This is a genomic window from Enterococcus sp. DIV1307a (genome assembly GCF_050537425.1).
In the GTDB taxonomy this organism is placed as follows: domain Bacteria; phylum Bacillota; class Bacilli; order Lactobacillales; family Enterococcaceae; genus Enterococcus; species Enterococcus faecalis.
In genome coordinates this window covers 1,702,835-1,725,835 of sequence record NZ_CP172914.1, presented here as the reverse complement: position 1 = coordinate 1,725,835, position 23,001 = coordinate 1,702,835, and the positions used below count along the sequence as shown (strand labels likewise).

34 protein-coding genes, 1 tRNA gene and 2 pseudogenes are annotated in these 23,001 nt (G+C 32.8%); 33 read left to right on the top strand and 4 right to left on the bottom strand.

What is annotated here, in order from left to right; all coding sequences use genetic code 11:
• Nucleotides 1-79 precede the first annotated feature (79 nt).
• From IGL90_RS08480 to IGL90_RS08470, 3 genes are all read right to left on the bottom strand, one after another.
• The gene (locus tag IGL90_RS08480) at nt 80-709 is read right to left on the bottom strand and encodes an SHOCT domain-containing protein (RefSeq protein WP_002387265.1); all 630 of its coding nucleotides are present in this window, start codon (nt 707-709) and stop codon (nt 80-82) included.
• Nucleotides 710-804: 95 nt separating this feature from the next.
• Nucleotides 805-1,455: an ImmA/IrrE family metallo-endopeptidase gene (locus tag IGL90_RS08475; protein ID WP_002387266.1), complete on the bottom strand. Its 651-nt coding sequence runs from the start codon at nt 1,453-1,455 to the stop codon at nt 805-807.
• Between the two features lie 4 nt (nt 1,456-1,459).
• A complete protein-coding gene (locus tag IGL90_RS08470; protein WP_002387267.1) occupies nt 1,460-1,801 on the bottom strand; it encodes a helix-turn-helix domain-containing protein in 342 nt (113 codons plus the stop codon).
• Nucleotides 1,802-2,096: 295 nt separating this feature from the next.
• Between IGL90_RS08470 and IGL90_RS08465 the strand changes: the two genes are divergently transcribed.
• From IGL90_RS08465 to IGL90_RS08455, 3 genes are read left to right on the top strand one after another with little or no spacing between them, the layout of a single operon-like run.
• Nucleotides 2,097-2,288: a hypothetical protein gene (locus IGL90_RS08465; protein ID WP_002383936.1), complete on the top strand. Its 192-nt coding sequence runs from the start codon at nt 2,097-2,099 to the stop codon at nt 2,286-2,288.
• Nucleotides 2,289-2,299: 11 nt separating this feature from the next.
• Nucleotides 2,300-2,611, top strand: a complete 312-nt coding sequence (locus tag IGL90_RS08460; protein ID WP_002403885.1) for a hypothetical protein — start codon at nt 2,300-2,302, stop codon at nt 2,609-2,611.
• Nucleotides 2,612-2,633: 22 nt separating this feature from the next.
• On the top strand, nt 2,634-3,356 hold the full coding sequence (locus IGL90_RS08455; protein WP_002387270.1) for a Rha family transcriptional regulator: 723 nt from the start codon (nt 2,634-2,636) through the stop codon (nt 3,354-3,356).
• A 25-nt stretch (nt 3,357-3,381) separates the two neighbouring features.
• Here IGL90_RS08455 and IGL90_RS08450 read toward each other — a convergent pair whose 3' ends face one another.
• On the bottom strand, nt 3,382-3,570 hold the full coding sequence (locus IGL90_RS08450) for a YegP family protein (RefSeq protein ID WP_002357001.1): 189 nt from the start codon (nt 3,568-3,570) through the stop codon (nt 3,382-3,384).
• 54 nt (nt 3,571-3,624) lie between these two features.
• Between IGL90_RS08450 and IGL90_RS08445 the strand changes: the two genes are divergently transcribed.
• The 30 genes and pseudogenes from IGL90_RS08445 to gpG all read left to right on the top strand — a co-directional run bounded on the left by IGL90_RS08445 (nt 3,625) and on the right by gpG (nt 22,954).
• Nucleotides 3,625-3,834, top strand: a complete 210-nt coding sequence (locus IGL90_RS08445) for a hypothetical protein (RefSeq protein WP_048737464.1) — start codon at nt 3,625-3,627, stop codon at nt 3,832-3,834.
• A gap of 36 nt (nt 3,835-3,870) precedes the next feature.
• Nucleotides 3,871-4,209, top strand: a complete 339-nt coding sequence (locus tag IGL90_RS08440; RefSeq protein ID WP_002402484.1) for a hypothetical protein — start codon at nt 3,871-3,873, stop codon at nt 4,207-4,209.
• Between the two features lie 195 nt (nt 4,210-4,404).
• Nucleotides 4,405-4,722 (top strand): hypothetical protein, encoded by a 318-nt coding sequence (locus tag IGL90_RS08435; RefSeq protein WP_002402485.1) that lies wholly within the window; start codon nt 4,405-4,407, stop codon nt 4,720-4,722.
• Entirely contained in the window at nt 4,715-5,449 is a 735-nt protein-coding gene (locus IGL90_RS08430; RefSeq protein ID WP_010707360.1) for an ERF family protein, read from the top strand. Before IGL90_RS08435 ends, IGL90_RS08430 begins: the two co-directional genes overlap by 8 nt.
• Before the next feature lie 4 nt (nt 5,450-5,453).
• Nucleotides 5,454-6,095, top strand: a complete 642-nt coding sequence (locus IGL90_RS08425) for a putative HNHc nuclease (protein ID WP_002402487.1) — start codon at nt 5,454-5,456, stop codon at nt 6,093-6,095.
• Between the two features lie 4 nt (nt 6,096-6,099).
• A complete protein-coding gene (locus IGL90_RS08420; RefSeq protein WP_010715320.1) occupies nt 6,100-6,300 on the top strand; it encodes a hypothetical protein in 201 nt (66 codons plus the stop codon).
• Complete coding sequence (locus IGL90_RS08415; protein WP_002402489.1) at nt 6,300-7,160, top strand: helix-turn-helix domain-containing protein; 861 nt, start codon at nt 6,300-6,302, stop codon at nt 7,158-7,160. Before IGL90_RS08420 ends, IGL90_RS08415 begins: the two co-directional genes overlap by 1 nt.
• Nucleotides 7,157-7,459 (top strand): hypothetical protein, encoded by a 303-nt coding sequence (locus IGL90_RS08410; RefSeq protein ID WP_002368214.1) that lies wholly within the window; start codon nt 7,157-7,159, stop codon nt 7,457-7,459. Before IGL90_RS08415 ends, IGL90_RS08410 begins: the two co-directional genes overlap by 4 nt.
• Nucleotides 7,460-7,759: pseudogene (locus IGL90_RS08405) on the top strand (MazG-like family protein). It abuts the gene before it with no gap.
• Nucleotides 7,760-7,776: 17 nt separating this feature from the next.
• A pseudogene (locus tag IGL90_RS08400) lies at nt 7,777-8,200 on the top strand (RusA family crossover junction endodeoxyribonuclease).
• Nucleotides 8,201-9,107: 907 nt separating this feature from the next.
• Nucleotides 9,108-9,524 carry an ArpU family phage packaging/lysis transcriptional regulator gene (locus IGL90_RS08395; protein WP_048737462.1) on the top strand — a complete coding sequence of 139 codons (417 nt, stop codon included), beginning with the start codon at nt 9,108-9,110 and terminating at the stop codon, nt 9,522-9,524.
• 222 nt (nt 9,525-9,746) lie between these two features.
• Nucleotides 9,747-9,819, top strand: a tRNA-Asn gene (locus IGL90_RS08390).
• A 198-nt stretch (nt 9,820-10,017) separates the two neighbouring features.
• Complete coding sequence (locus IGL90_RS08385; RefSeq protein ID WP_048737460.1) at nt 10,018-10,908, top strand: ParA family protein; 891 nt, start codon at nt 10,018-10,020, stop codon at nt 10,906-10,908.
• 24 nt (nt 10,909-10,932) lie between these two features.
• Nucleotides 10,933-11,313: a hypothetical protein gene (locus tag IGL90_RS08380; protein ID WP_152679632.1), complete on the top strand. Its 381-nt coding sequence runs from the start codon at nt 10,933-10,935 to the stop codon at nt 11,311-11,313.
• A 4-nt stretch (nt 11,314-11,317) separates the two neighbouring features.
• Entirely contained in the window at nt 11,318-12,034 is a 717-nt protein-coding gene (locus IGL90_RS08375; protein ID WP_048737456.1) for a hypothetical protein, read from the top strand.
• A gap of 211 nt (nt 12,035-12,245) precedes the next feature.
• Entirely contained in the window at nt 12,246-13,010 is a 765-nt protein-coding gene (gene terS / locus IGL90_RS08370) for a phage terminase small subunit (protein ID WP_048737454.1), read from the top strand.
• Complete coding sequence (locus IGL90_RS08365) at nt 12,982-14,271, top strand: PBSX family phage terminase large subunit (RefSeq protein WP_002393615.1); 1,290 nt, start codon at nt 12,982-12,984, stop codon at nt 14,269-14,271. Before terS ends, IGL90_RS08365 begins: the two co-directional genes overlap by 29 nt.
• Before the next feature lie 11 nt (nt 14,272-14,282).
• Nucleotides 14,283-15,770 carry a phage portal protein gene (locus tag IGL90_RS08360; RefSeq protein WP_048737452.1) on the top strand — a complete coding sequence of 496 codons (1,488 nt, stop codon included), beginning with the start codon at nt 14,283-14,285 and terminating at the stop codon, nt 15,768-15,770.
• Nucleotides 15,745-17,649 carry a hypothetical protein gene (locus IGL90_RS08355; RefSeq protein ID WP_002393613.1) on the top strand — a complete coding sequence of 635 codons (1,905 nt, stop codon included), beginning with the start codon at nt 15,745-15,747 and terminating at the stop codon, nt 17,647-17,649. Before IGL90_RS08360 ends, IGL90_RS08355 begins: the two co-directional genes overlap by 26 nt.
• Entirely contained in the window at nt 17,650-17,880 is a 231-nt protein-coding gene (locus IGL90_RS08350; RefSeq protein ID WP_002380437.1) for a hypothetical protein, read from the top strand.
• A 56-nt stretch (nt 17,881-17,936) separates the two neighbouring features.
• Entirely contained in the window at nt 17,937-18,257 is a 321-nt protein-coding gene (locus tag IGL90_RS08345) for a hypothetical protein (RefSeq protein ID WP_002380436.1), read from the top strand.
• Nucleotides 18,258-18,475: 218 nt separating this feature from the next.
• Nucleotides 18,476-19,099, top strand: a complete 624-nt coding sequence (locus IGL90_RS08340) for a DUF4355 domain-containing protein (protein ID WP_010706493.1) — start codon at nt 18,476-18,478, stop codon at nt 19,097-19,099.
• A 13-nt stretch (nt 19,100-19,112) separates the two neighbouring features.
• Nucleotides 19,113-20,000, top strand: coding sequence for a DUF5309 domain-containing protein (locus IGL90_RS08335; protein WP_002357030.1), 888 nt, complete (start codon nt 19,113-19,115; stop codon nt 19,998-20,000).
• Between the two features lie 28 nt (nt 20,001-20,028).
• Nucleotides 20,029-20,211, top strand: coding sequence for a hypothetical protein (locus tag IGL90_RS08330; RefSeq protein WP_002357032.1), 183 nt, complete (start codon nt 20,029-20,031; stop codon nt 20,209-20,211).
• Between the two features lie 13 nt (nt 20,212-20,224).
• On the top strand, nt 20,225-20,569 hold the full coding sequence (locus IGL90_RS08325) for a hypothetical protein (RefSeq protein WP_002357033.1): 345 nt from the start codon (nt 20,225-20,227) through the stop codon (nt 20,567-20,569).
• Nucleotides 20,566-20,934: a hypothetical protein gene (locus IGL90_RS08320; protein ID WP_002357034.1), complete on the top strand. Its 369-nt coding sequence runs from the start codon at nt 20,566-20,568 to the stop codon at nt 20,932-20,934. The genes IGL90_RS08325 and IGL90_RS08320 overlap by 4 nt, the downstream gene beginning before the upstream one ends.
• Nucleotides 20,927-21,325, top strand: a complete 399-nt coding sequence (locus IGL90_RS08315) for an HK97 gp10 family phage protein (RefSeq protein ID WP_002357036.1) — start codon at nt 20,927-20,929, stop codon at nt 21,323-21,325. Before IGL90_RS08320 ends, IGL90_RS08315 begins: the two co-directional genes overlap by 8 nt.
• 2 nt (nt 21,326-21,327) lie before the next feature.
• The gene (locus IGL90_RS08310) at nt 21,328-21,702 is read left to right on the top strand and encodes a phage tail terminator family protein (protein ID WP_002357037.1); all 375 of its coding nucleotides are present in this window, start codon (nt 21,328-21,330) and stop codon (nt 21,700-21,702) included.
• Nucleotides 21,703-22,551 carry a major tail protein gene (locus IGL90_RS08305; RefSeq protein ID WP_048737447.1) on the top strand — a complete coding sequence of 283 codons (849 nt, stop codon included), beginning with the start codon at nt 21,703-21,705 and terminating at the stop codon, nt 22,549-22,551.
• Between the two features lie 52 nt (nt 22,552-22,603).
• Nucleotides 22,604-22,954, top strand: coding sequence for a phage tail assembly chaperone G (gene gpG / locus IGL90_RS08300; RefSeq protein WP_002357039.1), 351 nt, complete (start codon nt 22,604-22,606; stop codon nt 22,952-22,954).
• Nucleotides 22,955-23,001: the final 47 nt, after the last annotated feature.

Sequence of the window (23,001 nt, the reverse complement as noted above, 5' to 3'; positions counted from 1 at the left end):
AAATAGGCGTAACAAAATAAGCCTATTTTGGTTCTATTTTTAACGCACTAACTTCTTAGCCGGAGAGGGTGCGTTATTTTTATTGTAACAATTCACGTTTTTTTATTTCAAATTCTTGTTTTGTAATAATGCCATCATCTAACAAGGCTTTAAATTTTCTTATCTCGTCTGCAGAAGATAATACAGTGTTATCTTTATTACTTGAATTAGTTTTTAGTATTTGGTCCAGTTTTGCAATTAATTCGTTGTATTTATCCATTAAACCTTTACCAATCATAGAATCAGTTTTTGTTTCAGTTGTGATTAACATATATTTTACTGTCTGATTATTAGGAAGATGTAACATAACTCCTAATTGCTTAATGGAAGTAAATTCTTTTCCACCTGTTCCAGCACCAACTAAAGCCCCAACAGGACCAGCTAAAACGCCACCAACAACTGCACGAGTTATTCCGTGATGTTTTTTTATATTGCCACCAACAAAAATATCTGTGTAACTAATCAAATCATCATAGTTGATAACTTGTTGTTTTCTTGATTCAGAAATACTTTTTGGGATAAATATTTTCTTGTCTGAATCATTAAAATAAATACCGCCTATTACAATATCATGATTATTTTTAAAATATTCTTTTATTTGCTTTTCTTCTGCTTTCTTTACCTTTTTTTCTTCTTTATTTCCAAATAAAAACATACTATATTCCTCCATTTTTGTTGTTAGTTTTATCAACAAACTTCAAGATAAGTTTTAAGTCTGTGTCCTTACACGAGATTTTTTACGCAAAAATAATTCTTTGTAGTTCATCAGCACAAGCACATTTTTATATAACTGATTAATTTTGTTGAATTATAGTTATATCTATATTGATTAATAGCTGATCTTGCTAAGCATGGATTTAATAAGAATATTTTTGTTAAAAAATCATATAACCTTACGTGTAGTGCTGCAGCACTCATTTCAAATTCTTCGCAAATTTGACGGAAAGACATTTGCTTTTTTAAACATTCTTTCAATGCTTCATTGTTTATTAAAGCAAGGGATGCAAATATATTAGCTCTTATTTCTTTTGGTTCATCTTCGCTAGTGTATCCTTTTCCAGTAATTAAATCTGAAAAACTTTGAGACTTGCATTCCTTATTCATATCAAAAAAATAATGTGCAGATTCATGAAGTATTGAGAAATTTTGCCTTCCTTTAACCATTGTTGGATTATAGGAAATTCCGCATTTATCGTGAAATTTTATTATGTTTCCTGAAAATATTTTTCTTGAAACATCACCGAAACTATAGGGAATTATGTCAACATTTTCTACGTCAATCATATAATCTTTGTAGTGTTTCCATCTTAACTCTTTTAGTTCAATTCCATAGTAATTAGCAACTTTTTCAATAATAATATATGTCTGGTCATGATATTCAAAATAAGTATCGTAGTCTAAATACATAGGGGTCATCCAATCATTTATTTTTAAGTCTTGATTTCATGAATTCTAAGTACTCTTTTAATTCTTCTCTGAGCTGATCTTTTTCGGATTCGGTTAAATCTTCTGTATTTACACGGAAGAAAGTTGTAATTTCATCTTCTTCTAAGTTATTAGAATTTGGATTATCAGTTCGTCCAAGTAAATAATCTACAGATATATTGAAGTAGTCAGCAACTTTTTTTAATTTATCAGAACCAGGAGTATTCTTACGCCATCTATTAATTACCCCGTTTCCAAATCCCAATGTTTCTTCTAATTGTCTTATTGACATTTTCTTTTCGCTAGCAAGTAATTTTATTTTTTCGTATAAATCCACTTATATCAACCTTTCTAGAAATACAAAGAAAATATGTATACAAAAAATCTACAAAATGGTTGACAATGTAGAAAAAATGTATATAATAATTCTTGTAAGTTAATTGGATAGAAAAAAAGCAAACTAAAAACATACCTTACAGCATTAAGTTTGGCGACCGAGTGCATAATAAAGGTTTTGTTATAGGCTTATTTAACTATGTTCTGATTGTAGAATATTTGTATACATAAGTCAATAGTTTTATAAATTCTATCTAATTAATTTACAAAAAATACTAAAGAAAGGAGAAACTAATATGCCAGACACAACAGCGGGCAGAGCGAAAATTCGTGAGTACTTTGATGATAAGAAAATATCATTAACATCTGTAGCCACGTATTTCAATATTCATAAGCAAGATCTAAACGACTATCTTTCTGGTAAAAATCAAAGTAAAAAGGCTCACGAAACACTAACGGCTATTATTGAATACTACAAAATTAGATAGGAGTGTTTAGAATGGAAAATTTTCTAGATACATCTTCAAAAAACTTTCTATACAACATTATTGAAAAAATCCTGAGAAAAATGTTTGAGCAAGTCATAAATGAAGCTAGTCAAGGATTAAATGAACGTGCTGAGTATTTAGACATCAAACAATTATCGTCTATGTATTCAATGTCTGTTCCTGAAGTTGAACAAAATTTTGTAAAAGACAAACGTATGCAAATGATCGAAAAAAGAAAGCCTGGTACTAGCAAGGGAAAAAGATACTGGCCTGCTAAAGAAGCTATAAAAATTTGTAATGACATCATGAATCATTGGGATTAAAGGAAAGGACGATACAGAAACAATGGACAACTTAGTAATTATGAAAAACCAACAAGCAGTAACAACTAGTTTGCAAGTCGCAGAAACGTTTAATAAAAATCATCGTGATGTTTTAGCAGCGATTGATGATTTAAAAGAGGGGGTTGCGGAAAATTACGCAGGGCTATTTTACGAAGATAGCTATATTCATCCACAAAACAAACAAAAATATAGACAAATCATTATGAACCGTGACGGATTCACGCTACTAGCAATGGGATTCACTGGTCAAAAAGCTCTTAAGTTTAAACTGAAATACATTGAAGCTTTTAACCAAATGGAGGAACTGCTTAAAACTCAATCAAACTTACCGATTAATAACACAGAATTGTTATTAGAAGCTGCGTTAAAACATGAACGTGGATTGACTCTTGTAAATCAACGTTTAGATAAGCTAGAAACAGAAACTACAATTAATAGAAGCCAACAACGAAAGATACAAGGGCTAGTTTCATCAACTGTTATCAAAGTATTAGGTGGCAAAAAAACATTGGCTTATCAGGATTCAAGTATTAAGCAATCAGCCTTTAGTAATTGTTATAAACAATTGAAAGCATTATTCGATGTAGCATCTTATGTAGACATTCCAAAAGTTCGATATGAAGAGGCTGTAGCTCTAATTCCTAGATGGAAGCCTAACTTAGAATTACAAGCAAGAATTGATATGGCTAATGATAATGGAGATATGTTTAAAGAAATAGGATAGTAATGATAAAAGGATAAGCCTTAACTTATCCCCAGTTAAAAGTAGTGTCAACAATAATAGCTTTTTGATCCATATCACTTTTGATGGATTCAATAATTTCTAAAACAGAAGATTTATAGTAATAAGTCTTGCTTGATGCGATTACTTCATTTTCTTCGGTTTTAATTACAAAATAGTATTTTTTATTAGAAGCTTTCTTTATTACAAAAAACATTTTGACACCCCGCTTTCAACTGAATTATATCAAAAAAATTATAGGAGGGTAAATATGAAAGCAATACGTGAAGCACGATTGATAGGCGCATTATTATTGATGATTGCGCTAGGTGTGTTATTGAAAAGCCACTTTTCAGTTCCAGTGTTGGCAACAATAAGTGTACCTCTTTTTATCCGTTGGTTTTTCAACTGGGATGAAGCGGAGTATCAGCATTTTCAAAAAAGACAAAATAAAAAGTCCCAATCGTCTGCCAACGATTAGGACACATACAAAATGAACTAAGGAGAGTATATCAAAATGAACGATAAAATTCAAAAATTAATTAAAAAACTAGCAAAAGAATGCCAGAAAGAAGATGTAGGTTTATCTTTGGCAGCTATCGATTTAAAAGGAGAGATGGCAATATCTCAAGTTGGAAAAGGCACGATAGTAGCCATTGCTGCACATAGCCAATATACACTAACAAAAGAAAAACTGGAACAATCAGATTGTGATTGTCCAAAACATCGTTTATTAAAGGAGATGTACGGTATTGCAACAGAAACTACGACTAAAAATACACATACTTTTGTCACAGATAATCCAAACGATTTGATGGATATATTATCGAAGGTTTTTCGAGGTGAGTTGAAATGACTAGAAAAGAAAAGTTAAACCAAGCAAAAAGATTAGCTGATTTATGGTACAAGCAACAAAAAAGTCAATTATACATTGCGCAACAAAAAGAGCGCAGGGGGATTGCATGATGAAAAAAGCGACTACGCCGCCAAGCAAATAGTCGCATACAAAATTATACTAGAAAAATTGTAACACAGAAAAGAGGTTTTGTGAATGAATCGTAGAGAAGCAAATACACTAGATAGATATTTAACAGAGCCGACTGAAAAACTATATAAGGAAACCTATGAAGATGATCCAGTGGACACTACTGATTGTTTTGGGAATGAAATTGCTGATGAAGACGGTGTGTTTGAGCTAACTTTTGCAATGAAATGTCTTTATACAGGACAACCAGTACTCACTTGTAAAAAAATTGCTACACAAGATACAATCGTTGATTTGATAGAAGAATTAGGCGAAGAAAACGTGTATTTAATTGAATATGTGAGTTCAGGAAAAAGATATAAGGAGGGCTTATTGAATGGCTGAAGCAACCAAAACAGATTTTTCTGAGTTGAATGTTTATCAAAAATTAGCGTATGTGAGACAAAAAGCACCATATATTCAAAAAAGTAAACGTGGCCAGCAATACAGCTATGTGGGGTCAAGCGATGTACTATCCGCATTAAATACAGTCATAAATCAAGTTGGATTAATTTTGAAGCCAGAAATTGTTGCTCATCAAGTTCGGGAATCACAAGATGAGGTATGGAAAGCGGATAAAGTAAAGAAAGAGCCTGTAGCCAAAAAACGTACAACGTATTTTACAGAGCTAGAGTTAATGATGACATGGATTAATATTCATAATCCTTCTGAGATTGTTGTTTGTTCATGGTATAGCCAAGGAGTAGATATTGAAGGAGAAAAGGGTGTAGGAAAAGCACTAACGTATGCGGAAAAATATTTTTTATTGAAATTTTTTAATATCGCAACAGATGATGATGATCCTGATAAATACCAAAAAGAACAGCTGAAAAATACTGCAATTACTGAACGGCAAATTGATATGTTGAACGCATCAATTAGTAGAGTAGCCGAGCTGGCAGGGCAAGAATTTGAAGCTGTGAAATCGTTAGCTATAAATGATTCTGATTTGAATCCTAAAAAAGCATTTGAAGAATATAGTGCTTATGATTATGGTGTTATTTCTAAATTGCTTGCGAAGTGGATAAATTTTTATGAATCTAGGCAGAAGGTTCAAGAAGATAAGAAGTGATTGAATGATTGGAAAAATCATAAAACACAAAGGAAATAAATTGGCGATTGAGTTTGAGGATGAGATCAACTCGAATTTCCTCAAACTCCTAGCTAACAACGATGACAATTTAGTAAAAGTTGAACTATTAGATAATCGACAAATGTCTCAAAAACAGAATGCACTTTCTCACGTTTTAATAGCTGATATAGCTCGTTGGAGTTATGACGAACCCAAATGGATAGAGGAAGTTCTAAAGTATTATTACGAAGCTAAAAACGGTGTGTATTTTGAACACAGTAAGGCTACACGACATGAGGCAACAGAATGGATTAGTTTTTTAATCGAATTTATTTTGAAAAACGATGTACCACTAGAAAAGAGATACCAATACTTGCTAGAAAATAACAAATGGTTTTATTACTGCCTAAAATATCGTAAGTGTTGTATTTGTGGAAAACATGCCGATGTTTGTCATATCGAGGTAGTCGGTATGGGGCGAAATCGTCAAAAGATTAATCACGAAACATTTACTTTTTACGCTGGTTGCCGTCAACATCATCAAGAAGAACATCAGATAGGAACTAAGAACTTTTTAAACAAATATCAAATTAAACCAGTAAAACTAAACGTTGAAGAACGTAAGAAGTTGAACATTGGAGGTTAACAGTTTGGTAAAGGAATTACTTGTAGAATACAGGCAATTAACATCGAGTCAAAAACTATTTTTTGAACTATTAGCATTTGTCTATATCGGTTCAAGAAATGGTAAAGGAATAGCTATTGAAACACAAACAATAAAAAAAGTCGTTAACGGAGAAATTAAGCATAAATATGTTTATACGGTCGTTGTTGATGAGGAGGATAACTAGTGAATGAACATAGAGGATATTACGCCATTATCCCAGCGATTGTTCGCTATGATAACCACTTAAATGGGAATGCAAAATTATTGTATGGAGAGCTAACGGCATTAGCAAATGAAAAAGGCTATTGTTGGGCAACGAATCAATATTTTGCAAATCTGTATAACGTTAGCAAGCGAACAATTATTTCATGGCTGAAACAGTTAGAAGAAAGAAACTATATAAAAATACAAATTTTTTATAAGCCAAACAGCAAAATGGTAGATCGAAGACATATCTATATCTTACCGTATCCAACTGATACAGAATTTTACACCCCTAGTGAAGAAAATTTCATCACCTATGGAAAAAATCATCAGGAGGGGAATGAAGAAAATTTCACTACCCCTAGTGAAGAAAACTTCACAGAGAATAATACATTAAATAATAATACAAAGAATAATACAAAGAATATATATAGTGTTGAACAAAGTTCAACCATGTCTGAATTATTTGAAAAAGTTTGGAAAACATATCCGAAGAAAACCAATAAGAAAAAAGCCAAAGAGCAATTCTTAAAGAAAATTAAGTCAGATGAAGACTTCGAACGGTTTAAAACAGGATACAAAGCTTATCTTAAGTATATCAAATTAAACGACTGGTATCATCCACAAGAATTGTTCCGCTGGATACGTGATGAACGTTTTAACGATGAATACGACTTGTCTGAAACGACAACGCAAGCAAGATATACGAATCCTCCAGTTAGACAAGAGCAATTACCAGATTGGGTAAATGAACCAAAACAAGAAGAGGAAAAACTATCACCAGAAAAGCAAGCTGAACTTGATAGGCAAATAAAAGAATTTTTGGAGGGCAAGTCATGATTGAAATGAGAGTACTTGATTATCGAATTACTAGTGATGATAAGCAAGTAATCGTAAATAAAGCGAGACGAAACGAACACGGAGAGTTAACCATTTTGACTGATAAAGACGGTACACAAAAAGAATCACTCGCTTTGATTGGTTATTATGGCAATTTAAGTAAGGCTCTCGTCGCAATAGAACGCGATTATGTGCTTTCTAGTGGTAAAACAATACAAACAGTCAAAGAATACAAAAAAGAGCTAGAATCGATTCACAGCAAGCTAAAACGTGAATTAGATTTCGGGGAGGAATTTTAGATGAATGAATTAGTTAAATTAGTGTAAGAATGGGCGGAAGAAAAGCGTTTAGATAAAGCGGAACCTGAAAAGCAAATGCTAAAAGTGATTGAGGAAGTCGGAGAAGTTGTCGCTGCATTGGCAAGAAACAACGAAAACGACCTAAGAGATGGCATTGGTGATGTGGTTGTGACGTTAATTATTCTCGCTATGCAAAATAACATGGATTTATACGAATGCGTAAATCAAGCATATAGCGAAATCAAAAATCGCCAAGGGAAGATGGTAAATGGAGCATTCGTCAAAGAAGCCGATTTGTAAGGTTTGAGGTGGAAGAGATGCGAATTATTCTACCAATTGAACCAAAACCGCAAAGTCGCCCGAGGTTTGCAAGACGTGGGAATTATGTCCAAACCTATGAAGATAGCGCTATGAGAGCCTATAAACAAAAGATAAAAGTGTATCTACGAAAGGAAAAACCAGAATTGATTGAAAAAGGGGATATTTTTGCGCATATTACGTTTTACATCGCTACTCCTAATCCCTATTAAGTTCTAAAAAAAACGCTTAGAAGTGGAATTAGAGCGGAAATATTGAGATAAGAAACCTGACTTGGATAATTATTTCAAAGCAGTCACTGATGCTGCTGAAGGTATTTTATATAAAAACGATGGTCAAATTGCTGTAATGGTTTGTCAAAAGTTGTACAGTATGCGACCACGAACAGAACTAGAAATTAAAAGTTTGGAGGAACAAGTGTAGTGGGTAAAACGGGTAAACAGATCAAAGAGAATTATTCGGTTAGAAAGCGAGTAAAGAAGATGCTTAAATTTAAAGAATTTAATATTCAATTATTCGACGTTCACATTTATATAAAAAAGCTAAGTAGTTTTAAAACCAATAAAAAATAGTATAAAAAAACTAACTAGTTTCCGCTAGCTAGTTATAGATACATTTTCATCTCAGATAGAGACAATTAATAATACATTACTATGAAATTTAAGGCAACAAAAAAAGCCAGCTGACCACTAGCTGACTTATGTGGTAGAAACAACTGTTTTCCGCCAGTTGTTCTTTAGGTGTGAGTTAGCACTTTCCCCAAATAAAGTGCTATTAAAAAGCCGATTAAAAATCGACAATAAATCTCTTGCAGAGACGTGTACTACTATTAACTGTTTACCAGAAGTTAATGTAGAAAAGGAGGAAATTTATTTCATAAATAAAATCCCCAAGAAAGTTAAAGTGATTATACCATTGAAAAATAGATTTGAAAATACCTTCTATGCCAAAAATATTTATTAGATGGAAAATATCAAATGAATAAAGATGATGTGAAAGATGACGAATGGAAGATTGTAAAATATTGTAGAATTATTATTGTTTTCTTTATAGTCAACCAATAATTTGTTGACTACAAACATGTATGAGTGATGAATATTTCGATAAATAAATAGCCAGTCGGTTTCCGCCGACTGGCTGAGAAGTGAATAGCTATTGGAATAGTATTCTTAGTATAATTTATATCATATAGAGTCGCTGATGAGCAAAGAATAAGCATTTCTTATATATGTTTGGATAAATAAAAAAAGCTACTTAGTTTCCGCTAAGCAACTCTTAAATGATGATATGTTTATTATAAATTATTATACCATAAAAGGAGCGATTTCACTTGATTCTATTGTTAAAAGAAGTAGATTTTCGACAAACAAAAGCGAATGCTAGAAATGTGTTGAAGAGTTTTAGACGTTTAGAGCGAATAGCTGGTCGCTCTTTGATAGATTTAAAATCACCAATTATTACAGAGATGCCTAAAAGCCAAAGCCACGGAAACAAAACAGAAGGTGCACTGGTACAATTAGCTGATGCAGAAGCAGAAAGAGATGCAATTTTATCTGCACTTATGGCTTTGAGTTTGACTAGTAGACAAATTCTGCAATACAGTTTTTGTGTGCAGGATCATTACTCTAATTACAAGATTGCTAGAGAAGTTGGATATTCTGAAAGAAGTATTCAACGTATGAAATCAGAAGCTTTAATTGAATTTGCTGAAGCTTATCGAAATGGAAAAATAATTGCCTATAAATAAAATTTTGGCGGTTTTTTGGCGGAAAGTTGGCGGTTTTTATACGAATTTGAGTGCTAATATAGTAATATCGAAAGTCAAAGAAATGGACACATTACACACTTTCTCGTTTAGTCACCGTTTACTTTGTCTTTCGATGGTCACTTGCAGACTTACGTTCTCAATAAAATGAAGTGAGGTGAATAACCTCCTCTTTTTTCTACAGGTTTGCAAGTGACACTTTAATGGAATATAGCTCAGTTGGTAGAGCATACGACTGTTAATCGTAAGGTCATGAGTTCGAGTCTCGTTATTCCAGTAAGTAGCATAGCTACTTAAATAAATAATCGTCAATAAGTCAAATGTAACTACCTTTACGATCAAACGACGGTTAAGATTTTCCCTCCTATCTTAGGCTGCACTTTCAGCGTGCAGTCTTTTTGGTTGTATAAATAATAATAGTTAAATTCATTGATTTTTGGTAATATTAAATTATAAATCTATTAGGAGGGGAAATATGGATTTGAATAGTAAGGGAAAAGTAGTGAGCTTTATAAATATGAAGGGTGGGGTAAGTAAGACAACCCTTTGTAAAGAACTAGGTTTGTTTTTACACAAACAAGGGGGTAAAAAAATACTTTTTGTTGATGTTGACCCACAAGCAAACCTTACTCAGTCACTTTTTGACATATATAAATTCACTCAAAAACAAGTGATATACAAAAGTACGGAAGATAAAAAAAAGTACAAAAAAACTATGGCTAGCATCGAAAATATGATTAATAGAAATGCATCCTCTGTACCAGTTTATAATGAAGTAGTGCAACACTTAAATGACAATGATGAAGGGCTAGCAATAATACCAGGAGAGTTAGGTATAGATTTTTCACTAAGAAATTTAAACAGTGCGACTTTAGAAAATAGTTTGCATACATTTATAAAGGAGAACAAGTTAAGGGAAAAGTTTGATTTTATATTTATTGATTGTCCTCCCACATACTCCTCTTATACGGTGTTGGCTTTAAAACCTTCAGATTATTATTTAATCCCAGTAAGGCCTGAGGCGTATTCCATTTTAGGCATAGATTTGTTACTTCAAGTAGTAGAATATATACAAAAAGAACACGATACTTTTTTTGAAAATAAGCCATTGGAAAAATTAGGAGTGGTTTTTACAAATATTGAGTCTAAGCCATCGGTAGGTGTAGAAAATTTAATACAAGAAATTAAGAGCAGTCAAATATTAAAAGAATGGGATATGCCATTATTTGACAACTATTTCCAAAAAAACACAGAGTTATATAAAAATATTGGTTATTGTATAGTGGATAGTAATAGTGAAATCTCAAAACGTAATCTATCTTTAATTGCTCAGGAATTTATAAAAAAAGTAACTGAAATTCAATAAAATTCGAAGGAGATATTTATGCTTATGGATAACGATTTATATTATTTGTCGACATTCGCTACTAAGTCAGAAACTAAATCGATTGATATAATGAGGATAAATTTGTATGGTTTGATATCGGCCGTTATTTTATCCAAAACTATATTTAAAAGAAATAGTGAAATTTCTGTATTTTTAGAATTAGTTAATATTACTGTGAAAGATTATGTAATGAAAAGTAGAACACTTCTTTTATCTAGAATTATTAGGGATATAGAGAAAATGGATGCAGATCAACTTAAAAAAATACAGAAGGAAACAGTAAATTATTTATTTTCAATCCAAGACATTCAAGAAGTGACATCTAAGAAAAATAAAAGAAATTCTATAGATGATGTTTTAGAAAAATTTGGTAGAGGTGAATAGAGGATTGAATATTCACAAAGAAGTTAGTAATTACTTAAAATTCATTGTAAAAAATTACGAGTATACTACACTTGCCAAGATAATAAAAAAAAATGATAATGATTTAAATAATATGTTTCCTGTTTTAGTTGAATTCATACAAGTTTTATGGGCTTTAGAACTCTATGAAGAACATGAAAATATTTCTTCAGAGGTAAAGAATTTTTTAACTAAAATTAGGATAGTTTATTTAAGGCTATTATATGTTTATCCGCTTAATGATGATTTTATCGTCGAGGCAATATTAAGGCAGATATCTGAAAATGTTTTAAAAACATTATTTTTAATAGAAACTCCTGGCAAAAATATTGAAGAAGTGACTAAAATGAGCTATAGAGCTCTTTGGGATACAAATTTAAAAAAATCTAATATGTATGTGAATTATAAGAAAGAATTAGATTATTTTAATAATTTATTCAAAATCGGTTCGGATATATTACATGCTAAATATGAAATAGATGGCGTAAAGCAATTGAGCGATAGATATGAAAATAATACTCCTTATGACTACCAAAAAATTCGTAAGTTAAATAAAAACTTGAAACATTTTTTATTTAATATTATAGAAGAAAGTTTTTTTATCAATGAAAGCGAAAATTTCACTATTAATCAAAAAAATAGGAAGAAGCAATGTCTGGCCAAAATATCTAAAAAAGACATAATGAAAAAAATATCAAAATGAATGCGAGAAAATAGTCGTTATTAAAGGTAGGGTACTCATTGAGGAAGCATTTTAACTATTGTAGTAGATAAAATGACAAGTAGAATATTCAATTCAAATAAGTAGAAGATTAGTATTGATTTTTACTTATTTGAGTCTCAATAAATTAAGAACAGAAATAAAAAAACAAAACTCAATTCAATAAGCATTGTGAGGTGGTGTGTCGTTTTAAATGGATAAAAAGGAACAAGCAAAGAAATATTATGAAGAAGGTTGGAAATACAAGGATATTTCCGAAAAGCTTTCTGTACCTCCCAACACATTGAAGTCATGGAGAAAACGTGATAAATGGGAAAGAGGGGGTGCAACCAAAGAGGTGCAACCTACAAATAGGGGTGCACCTAAAGGCAATCAAAATGCTATAGGTAATAAAGGAAATAAAAGAGCCTCGCCACCAAAAAGAAATAAGAATGCAGTAAAAACAGGTGAATATGAGATAATATTTGCTGACTTACTATCTGACGAAGAAAAGGACATCTATTCTAACATGAATGATGATCCTTTTTTTATTTTGAATGATGAGATTCGCTTATTAAAGGTACGGCAGTTTAGAATGATGAAACGTATCAAAGAAGCTGAAAAAGGACTAAATGATGAAGAAGTTGAACGGTTACAACAGCTAAGGAAAATTAAAACACCGATTGAAAAAGACGGTATAAAGCTAGAAATAAAACGTGAAGTTATGCAAGACGTTCAAGTAACTCGTAAAACATTTAGAAAGTTAGATGACATCTTAGCTATTGAAGATGCGTTGACTAGAATTAGCAATCAGTTAACAAAGGCTGTTAAGCAACAGAATGCCTTGCTAGCAAATGATGCCAAATTACAATTGTTGAAAGTTCAAACTGAAAAAGCTAAAGCTAGTTTAGGTGCTACAAGTGGAGACATGGATATGCCAGTTTTTATTGATGATATATCAGGTGATGGATATGAGTAAAAAACTATCTGAATTTCTTCCTAAAGCATTTCATACTACTTGGAAGGTAGCATTAAACTCAAATATATTACATGTTGTTGAAAAAGGTGGCCGTGGGTCAGGTAAATCATCTGGCATAGCGCACATAATCGTTCAATTGATTATGAGATATCCTGTAAATGCTGTGGCCATTAGATACGTTGATAATACGATTGAGCTATCTATTTTTGAACAGATTAAGTGGGCAATTGAAGAACAAGGTGTGTCTAAGTATTTTAAAGTAAATAAAAGTCCTATGAAAATCACCTATAAGCCTAGGGGGAATTATATTGTTTTTCGTGGCGCACAGAATCCAGAAAGAATTAAGTCATTAAAGGATTCAAGATTTCCATTTGCTATAGCTTGGATTGAGGAATTAGCCGAGTTTAAAACAGAAGATGATGTAAAAACCATAACTAACTCATTGCTACGTGGTGAATTAGCAGATGGTCTTTTTTATAAATTCTTTTATTCGTACAATCCTCCTAAGCGACGACAATCATGGGTTAATAAGAAATATGAATCTAGCTTTCAACCTGAGAATACTTTCGTTCATCATTCAACATATAAGGATAATCCATTCATAGCTCAAGCATTTATTGAAGAAGTTAATGCTACGAGGGCTAAGAATCCGAAACGTGCTGAGTGGGAGTATGACGGCAAAGCTATTGGTTCAGGAGTTGTTCCTTTTGATAATCTACGAGTAATAAAAGGATGTATTACTGATGAAATGGCTGCTAACTTTGACAATATCAGAAATGGTCTTGACTTTGGTTATGCTACTGATCCATTAGCATTTGTTAGATGGCATTATGACAAAAAGAAAAATGGCATCTATGCTATTGATGAAATTTATGGTGTGAAAATTAGTAATAGGGAATTTGCTAATAAAGCTAAGTCTAAAGGATATATATCAGATAGAATTGCAGCTGATTCAGCAGAGCCTAAATCAATAGCAGAGCTAAACAGTGAACATGGTATGCCACGAGTTTTCGGAGTAAAAAAAGGTCCTGATTCTGTTGAGTATGGCGAAGAATGGTTAGGCGATTTGGATTTTATTTGTATTGATCCATTAAGAACTCCTAACATTGCTAAAGAATTTGAGAATATTGATTATCAAACTGATAAAGACGGTAATCCTAAACCTAGGTTAGAAGATAAAGACAACCATACAATTGATGCGACAAGATATGCTTTCAGTGAAGATATGGATAAAAATAATGTGAGATTTATCCAATATTAGGAGGTGGGAAAATGTTTCAAAACAATTTAAGTTTGAAGCGGTATAAAAGAGTGCGAACAAAATATTCTACACAAATTAATGAAGAAGTTTTCGATCCTAATGATTTTATTACTGAAATGAAGCCATTTTTTGATGATAGAGAGCGTAAGTACAAAGCCTATACAAGCGAACAAAATGAGATCGATAGAAGACCTAAACCAAACACAGAGATTATAAAAGTGAATAATAAACTTCATGCTGGTTTATACAATACTATTGTCGACCAAGCAGCTGACCATTTCACAGGCATTCCAATTAAGTGGGATTATGATATTACCGAACAACGCAAATCTATATTGCAAAAAATGGGTTCAAAGGTAAAAGACTTGTTTTCAGGGAATGTCAGAAATGAGACAAAAACTCCTGAAGAATTCGACAAATTAGCAGAGTTAGTAAACGATATGCGGTTTGCCATGCTTGATTCTGATACAGCTCGGTTTCAAGGAGCTTGTGGTGTTGCTTTTCGTTTGTTAGAACCTGTTGAAACCGTGGAAGGTTGGCAATTATGGGCGAGCAATATCGAACCATGGAAAGCTGAAAAATACGAAAATGCAGATATCTTTATTCGTGAAAAATACGATACACATCAAAAAAAATTTTTCGAAGAAATGAAAGTCATTACTAAAAAAAGAATATGTATATATAGCAGATATGTTGAATCTAATTTAGTCAGTGCATCTGGAACATTTAAATTGATTGAGGAAGTAGAAAACCCGCTAGAAACGTTTTACTTATCAGAATTTAAAAATAACACGAATCGTTATTGCGATTTTGAAGTGGCGGAAGAACTTTCTGATGCATTTGATAGAAGCTTATCAGACCAACAAAACGAAGTTGAACAGTTTAAACTTGCTTATATGGCCATTAGTGGCTCACGATTAGATGAAAAAGAAGCACAAAGAATGATGGAACAATTAGGTATTATTAATTTGCCAGATCCACAAGCTAAGGTTGGGTATGTAACGAAAGACATTAATAAAGATTTCAACGAGTATCATCTTGATAAGCTGAAAAAGCTTTATTACACGGTAACTAAGTCAATCGATTTCAATGATGAAGTATTTAAGTCTAATAGCTCTGGCGAAGCTCGCAAATGGCAAATTATTACACTAGAAGCTAAAACAAATACTAAAGAACAGTATTTTAAAGAAGGATTGAAAGAAGCAGCTGAGACGATGTCTGCCTTTATTAAATTTAGGGATAAATTAGATGTTGATGTGTCAAAAATTGTATTCACATTCAGTCGTAGCTTGCCAACAGACATCGGTTATCTTGCTGATGCATTGCCTAAACTTTCACCATTTGTATCCAAACGAACAATTATTAATCAGATTCCATTTGTTAAAGACCCAGATTATGAAATGGACTTGATGAATTTAGAACAAGGTCAAGATTATCCTAGCGGTGAATATGATGAACTAGGTGGTGCAGGTAATGACGAAGAAGAAAACAACGGCTAGTGAACGTTATTGGGAAAAACGTCGTGAATTAGAAGATAAAGCACGTTTGAAACTGGAAAAGAAAACTCTTAATGAGCTAGAATCTGTTTTCGAACGTGCTTTAGTTAAAATTCAAAGACAGCTGTTGTCACAAGCAGATTTACACGATATCACTCAAAGTGAAATGCTAGAAGACTTTAGCAAACAAGATCAAGAGAAGTACCGCAAGTATATCGAAAAAAACTATGAAAAGTTGATGGAATCAGATGAAGCTTATAAACAATTCATTGATGAATATTTTCCATCCTTTGACTATGCGAAAGTTAATCGCTTGTTACAATTACGAGCAGACATTTTTTCTACCCTTGCAGGTGAAGCAATAACTAGTGATGTTAACGGTAAATTTAATAACGACTTAGAGAATATCACAAAACGAATCTACAATTCTAATTCTAATGCGTTGATACAATTATTAGGCGGTTCAGCACCTGGTTTAACTAAGAATGAACTAGAAAACATCATGAACTATCCGTGGAGCGGAAAAACATTTTCATCTCGTTTATGGGGCAATATATCAACCCTAGAGCAACGTTTGAGCAATTCCATTATTAATTCATTGGCAAGTGGTGAAGGAGTTGTGGAAGCTCTTAGAACGATGAAAAACGATGGTGTTATTAGCGGTATGTTTAAGTTGGAACAAGGAAAGTTTAATCGTTCGATTGAAAATCTTGTTAGAACGGAATATTCACATTTTGCGGTAGAAGGTGTAAGAAAATCGCTAAAGGATATAGGTGTTAAGCAAACACAAAGCTGGTCGGCAGAAGATGAGCGTGTTTGTTCTATTTGTGGTGGACGTCATGGAAAAGAGATTAAAGATGATTGGCATCCACCGTATCATGGACGTTGCCGTTGTACTGAAATACCAATTGTTCCTGAAATTAGCGATGACATAGATAAATTGTATGAAGAGATGTTTGGTGATTTATTGGATGAATTCGCAAGTAAGCAGTGGGGTATTAAATTAAATCATCCAAAAGTTAGTGCAACTAAACTCGATTTAAAATCCGTATTAGACAAAACAAACATGCAAGAAGCTTTAGGAAAAGAAAATTATTCTAATTTTTTAGATCATTTAGATGGGATAACTGACCAAAGGGTGCTAAACTTAATAAATGTGATAGGGCATAAGTTGGAGTTTAAAGACATCAAAGAAGTAAGAGCATTTGCACAAGGCAAATCAATTCAACTTAGTCAAAAATCATTTGATGGGGATAGGGGTGTTAATCCTTATCAAACAGTTTATCATGAGATAGGACATGCTTTGGATCATCTTGGGCTTGAAGTATTAACAGGAAAAAATACGATGCCGACAGGAAAACTGATAAAAAGAAAGCTAGGAAGACGAACCACTTTTATAGAAGTGCATATAACACACGCATCGTCACTTTCTGAGTATAACATTAAAGAAGCGCTAGAACGCGATTTTTGGAAATATGTAAACGGAGATTTGCCATCCTATAATGATTTAGGTAATAGACCTAGAAATGCGGATAAGAAAAAGGCTTATGATGACTTAAGGGCGGAAATTTATAAAAAAAATACAGAGAACTTACAAAAAACTAGAGAACGATTATCAAAAATAGTTAGGGAAAATCCTAACTCAGTATCCGCTATTTCAGATATGATTGAATCTATAGGTTCTTTAGGAGACTATCCGTTAGGTTTTGGTCACGGCAAGCGCTATTGGCAAACAACAGGTAGCACAGAAACGGAATTTTTTGCACATATGACAGAAGTAGTTGCTAACGATAAGTCAAGAGAATTAATGAAAGAGATTTTTCCGACAGCAGTAAGCCAATGGGAAAAATTAGTAGATGATATCTTAAAGGCGGTGAAATAAGTGTTTAGTTGCGAAGATGGCGCATGGTCTATTATTGATGATGCAGTTAAAAAGTATGAACAACATTTCCATGATGAGTTTCCAATATATGAATATATCGATGTAACAAAGAGTGATGACTTCGATTTTTCTATTCTAGGTGCAAAAAAATTAGCGAAATTCATTGATGAGCATATTAAAGAAAATAAATCGGTCCACGTCCCGTCAGATTACCATAGCAGACTTTACTAAGCACTTAAAGGATAACTTTGAGTGCTATTTTTATACCCTAAATTGGAGGTGAGATCATGAAAGGATTATTCGAAGCAGTATTAAATCTAGAAGTTACCAATGGTACAGAAAAAGCCTATAAAAAAGCTTTTGAACAAGAAAACGAACGATACTTAACCAAACACACTTTGAGAGATGGCAACGGTAATATCGTCAAAGATGAGCTTAAATCAGTTTGGGGTGGTAATTATTGTCACGTTGATATTTTGTATTCGTTACCAGGTAAAAAAAGTAAATTAACTATTTCGATTGTGTCTAGGACTCTGCAAAACGTAAAAGATGCTGTCACTGATTATCAAATGTTAGGTGCTGAACTGGTCCATAAGAATTGGAAGTGATTAGATGGATCCCTATGATTACTTAGATGCAGATTATGAAGAGCATTTACTAAGAGAAGAAAAGCAATTAAAGTCTGACGAAAGTTAGGCTTTTTATTTTGTCCGAAATGACGTTAAACTAGCGCAATGCTGGGCTTAATTGAATGGTGGGGCGCAATAAATAAATCTAAAGCAATGCGGGGCGATTAGTCGAATCGTGGGGCGAAAGGAGAAACAAAATGAAACCAAACCTATTACCAATGAATTTACAAATGTTTGCAGAAGAAGACGGTGGTACAAACTTCACTTTCGATGATTTTAAGGCATTTGTAGAATCAAATGAGGAAGCACAAAAATTTGTACAATCACAGTCACAATCAGCTGCAGATAAACAATTAGAAGCTTGGAAACAAAATAATCTTGAAAAAATCAAGGAAACAACAATCAAGGAGTATGAAGAATCTAAGAAAAATAAAACTCCTGAACAAATTAAATTAGAAGAATTACAGGCTGAATTTGAAGCTGAAAAGGCATTACGTGTGACTAGTGATAATAAGGCTTTTGTTGCAGAAAAAATTGCTGGCTTAGATTGGGACGGAGATTTGAAAGATTCTATTTCTCAATTTATGTTAAATAATCTTGTTAGTTCAGATACTGAATTTACTAAGAAGGCTGTAGAAGGCTTTACAGAGCTTTTAGAAGCAATAAATGATAAGCATGCAGAAGCTATTAAAAATGTAGAAATGACTAAAGCTTTTGGTAATAAATCGCAACAAACCAACATGGGAACTGGTAATCAAACAAAATCGTTTGAAAATCCAGAGGTAGCATTAGGACAAAAATTACAAGCTTTTATCGATTAGGAGGAAACTACAAATGAAAAAAAGTTCATTAAATAATCTTGAGTATTTAGATATTTCACAGGAAGTTAACGCATTACAAGTTCCAAACACACCATTTTTAAGCTATTTGTTAGGCGCAGGCAAAGTTGAAGCTGCCAAGTCAACTGAGATTAAATGGCGAGAATATGGCATGAATAATGATGATTCATCTGCTCAATTAGAAGGCGGAGAATACGCAGATGCGGAATCTGATCGTACATGGTTTAACAACTATACTGAAATTTTCAGAAAATCAACTTCTGTATCTGGCACATTAGATGCTATTAATGTAGATGGTGTAGGAAATGAATTGAATAGCCAAGTAGCTCTTCGTGCTACAGAAATGAAAATTGACTTAAATCGTAAATTGATTGTTGGTGTAAAGGCTGATGAATCTGGTTCTAAAGGTCGTCAGATGAACGGAATTTTAAATTTGATTAGCTCAACGAATAAAGTCGAAACAGCAGCTGCGGGGGCAGTAACAAGAAAAGATATTGATGCCTTATTTAAAACAATGTTCCAAAAAGGATACATGGGCGAAAAATTATGTTTAGTAGCACCTGATATGCAAGAATTAATGACTGATCAGTTGGATGAAAAATCAACAAAAATTGTGCAATTTGGCGATAAACTTACTTTTGGATTGCAACTTGGAAATATTGTCTCAAATTACGGCTCAGGAATTGCGTTAATTGAACCTAATTTACCTAATGGAACAATCGCAGCTATTGATACTAATTATGTAAAATTACGTCCACTACGTGAATGGCGTGCGGAAGAATTAGCAAAAACAACAGATTCAAGACGGATTGGATTAGTTGGTGAGTATTCAATTGAATACAAAGCTTCTAATTCTGGAGCAATCTTGAACTTGAAAGCCTAAAATATAATAACGAAGGAGAAAATTAAAAATGGCAACAGCAAAAAAAGAAGTAACCTATCGTGTGCTTGACAAGAAAAACTTTGTGGGCTTTATGCATCCTAAAACAAAAAAATTTATCACAGCAAACGAAAATAATGAATTTGTAGTTTCAGAAGATGACAAAGAAGCTATTGAGATATTAGAACGTGCTGCAGATACTTTTAAAGTTTAGGTAATGATGCTTTATGGTTGATGAAAAAAAAGAAGAAATCGTTGAGAAAATTCAATTGATGCTACCTAACGCTTCTGAAGATAGGATTTTGTCTGTTTTAAACCTTGTTATCTTTGAAATCAATTCTTACAATACTTGCAAAATTGATATTGCTTGGGACGAGTTTGAACAACTTATAATTGAGGTTATCTACAAAGCTTTAAAAAACGAAATAGATAAGTCTGTAGCTAGTGTAAAACGTGGTGATACATCAATTAGTTATGTAGTTGAATCAAAAGACATACAATCACTCATGAAGAACTATAGCAGTGCTATTAAACGTATTTTAGGCTGTGATAGCGGGGTGTTTTTCTATTGAATGAAGCAGAAATTTTAGCAGCTACTTATTTTGATACCTGTGTTATTGAGAGAATGAGCGATATTGAAAATACGGAAAGTGGGATTACTGAACAAGTTTATTTTCCAATTCATGTTGGCAAGTTACCCTGTGCTTTCTCTCAAGGAAGTATGGGGAACTTACCTGTAATAGAAAACAAAGAAGCGTTTAATATCTCTTATGAAGAACAAAAACTTTTTTTAGAACCTAATATAAAAGTTAAAAAAGGAGATAGAATAACTATTACTCAAGGTACAGGTCAAAAACATGTGTTATTTTCAAAAAAACCTTTTTATTATCCAAGCCATATAGAAGTAGTGCTATCAGGAAGTTCAATTGATGAGTAAAAGCGATCTTAGAATGAAATCAAATGCTGATAAAGTTATTGCAAATTTAAAGAAAATGACACCCATTGCTGAAAAAGAAGGTGCTGCAATGGTGAATGATTCGTTAGCTAAAATTTATCAGTTAATTGTACCTATGACACCAATTAAATCGGGTGATTTAAGACGAGGCTATCGAATCATTAAAGCTAGAAAGTTGTCTAGTGGTCGTATCGTGGGAGCATTGATTAATAATGAAAAATACTTTAGATATGTAAACGATGGCCACCGAACAAAAAATGGCGGATTTGTTAAAGGCAGATTTATGTTGCAAAAATCTAATAAATTAGCTAATGCAACATATATTCCGAAACGATTTAAACAAATGGCGATTATCATTGTTAAGAAAGGATAGATATGTACGATAAAATTTTAAAAATGCTTACTGACACAATAAAACAGTTCTCGAATGCGCCTATCTATCTTGATGATGTAATGCAATCGTCAGAACCGTTTTATTTTGTGTTAAGTCTTGAAGAGAGTCTGACTGATAATGTAGGTCAAAACGTTCAAAATAAAGCATACAATGTTGATATTGCACTGGTTGATAGTAAGAAAGATAAACAATTAGTAACAAGCCTAACAGAAAGCTGTGGGGCTTTTTTTAATGTGTTGAATTTGGACGGAAATGAATTGTTTCCAGAAGATTATCAAACGTTTAAAACAGACGGAATTCAACATATCAATTTTAATGTTGCGTTCCCACAATTAATTGAATGGAGTGAAAAATAGATGGCAAAAAAGAAAAATGTAAGTGTCATTTCTGTAGAGAAGCCAACGTGGTTCCCACTAACAGACGAAACGGGCGCTTTTCCAGTTTACGGAACGCCAATTACAATCGGTACTGCTGTCAGTATCAAACCAGATGTTACAACAGAAACAACGCCTGACTATGGCGATAGTGTAGTTCAAGATCAGTATGTTGCATTTGGTGGTGCAGAAGTTACTTTAGAAACAAACGGCTACCAAAATGAAGTTTTAGCTGAAATTACAGGGGGAAAAAAATTAAAGGGTGGCGTATTGCGGTCTGCGGATGATATTGCATCAGATGGAGCATTTGCTTACCGTCGCCGAAAATCGAACGGTAAATATCGCTATACGATTTTCTATAAAGGAAAATTTGCTTTAACATCTGATGAAACATCTACATTAGAAGGAAGTTCAGTATCTTATACTCATCCAGAATGGACGGGGTCTTTCGTTGATGTTCCAGGGTTGGGTTATATGTATTCCGTGGATGAAGACGATGAAGGTGTCGACTTAGAGATGATTAAAAACTGGTTTACTGAGGTAATGGATCCACGTAAAGAAAATACTACTGCTGTTACTGGTGTAACTTTAGACCAAACAGAGTTAAATTTAAAAGTTGGCCAAACAGCAACCTTAACACCGACAATTACACCAGATAACGCCTCAAATAAAAAATATCAGTTCTGTTCAGAAAGTGAGGCTATTGGAACTGTAACACCAATTCAAGGGAAGGTTACTGCTGTAGGAGAAGGGACAACGGAAATCGTAGTCACAACAGAAGATGGTAACTTTACCGCAAAATGTACATTAAATGTAACAACAGCAGATTAAAAATAACAGTTTAGGACGACCTTGTCGTCCTATTTTATATGGAGGAATTAAAATGGCAAGTAAATTTCAACAAAAAATTAAATTAATGATTAAAGATGGAAGCAAATATACTACAAAACAATTCACGTCGGCAGAATTTTTACCAGGTTCAGTCATGGATACAGGTACGGATTTACAAATCAGGTTAGAAGAAGCAACAAAAACAAATGATATGGAAGCAATTCGTCCTATTTTAAGAGAATGCTATGACTTTATTGCTGACGTTATTTTTGAAAAACAGTTTACTGGACAAGAATATATTGACGGTATGGATGCTCGTGAATTATTGAAAATTACAGCTCAATTGTTAGGTTCTGTTACTTCTGGTTATGATGCAATTTATTCTGAACAGAAAAAAAAGTAACGGAACTTTTATATCATCCTCATTTTAAGTACACGCCACAATATCGA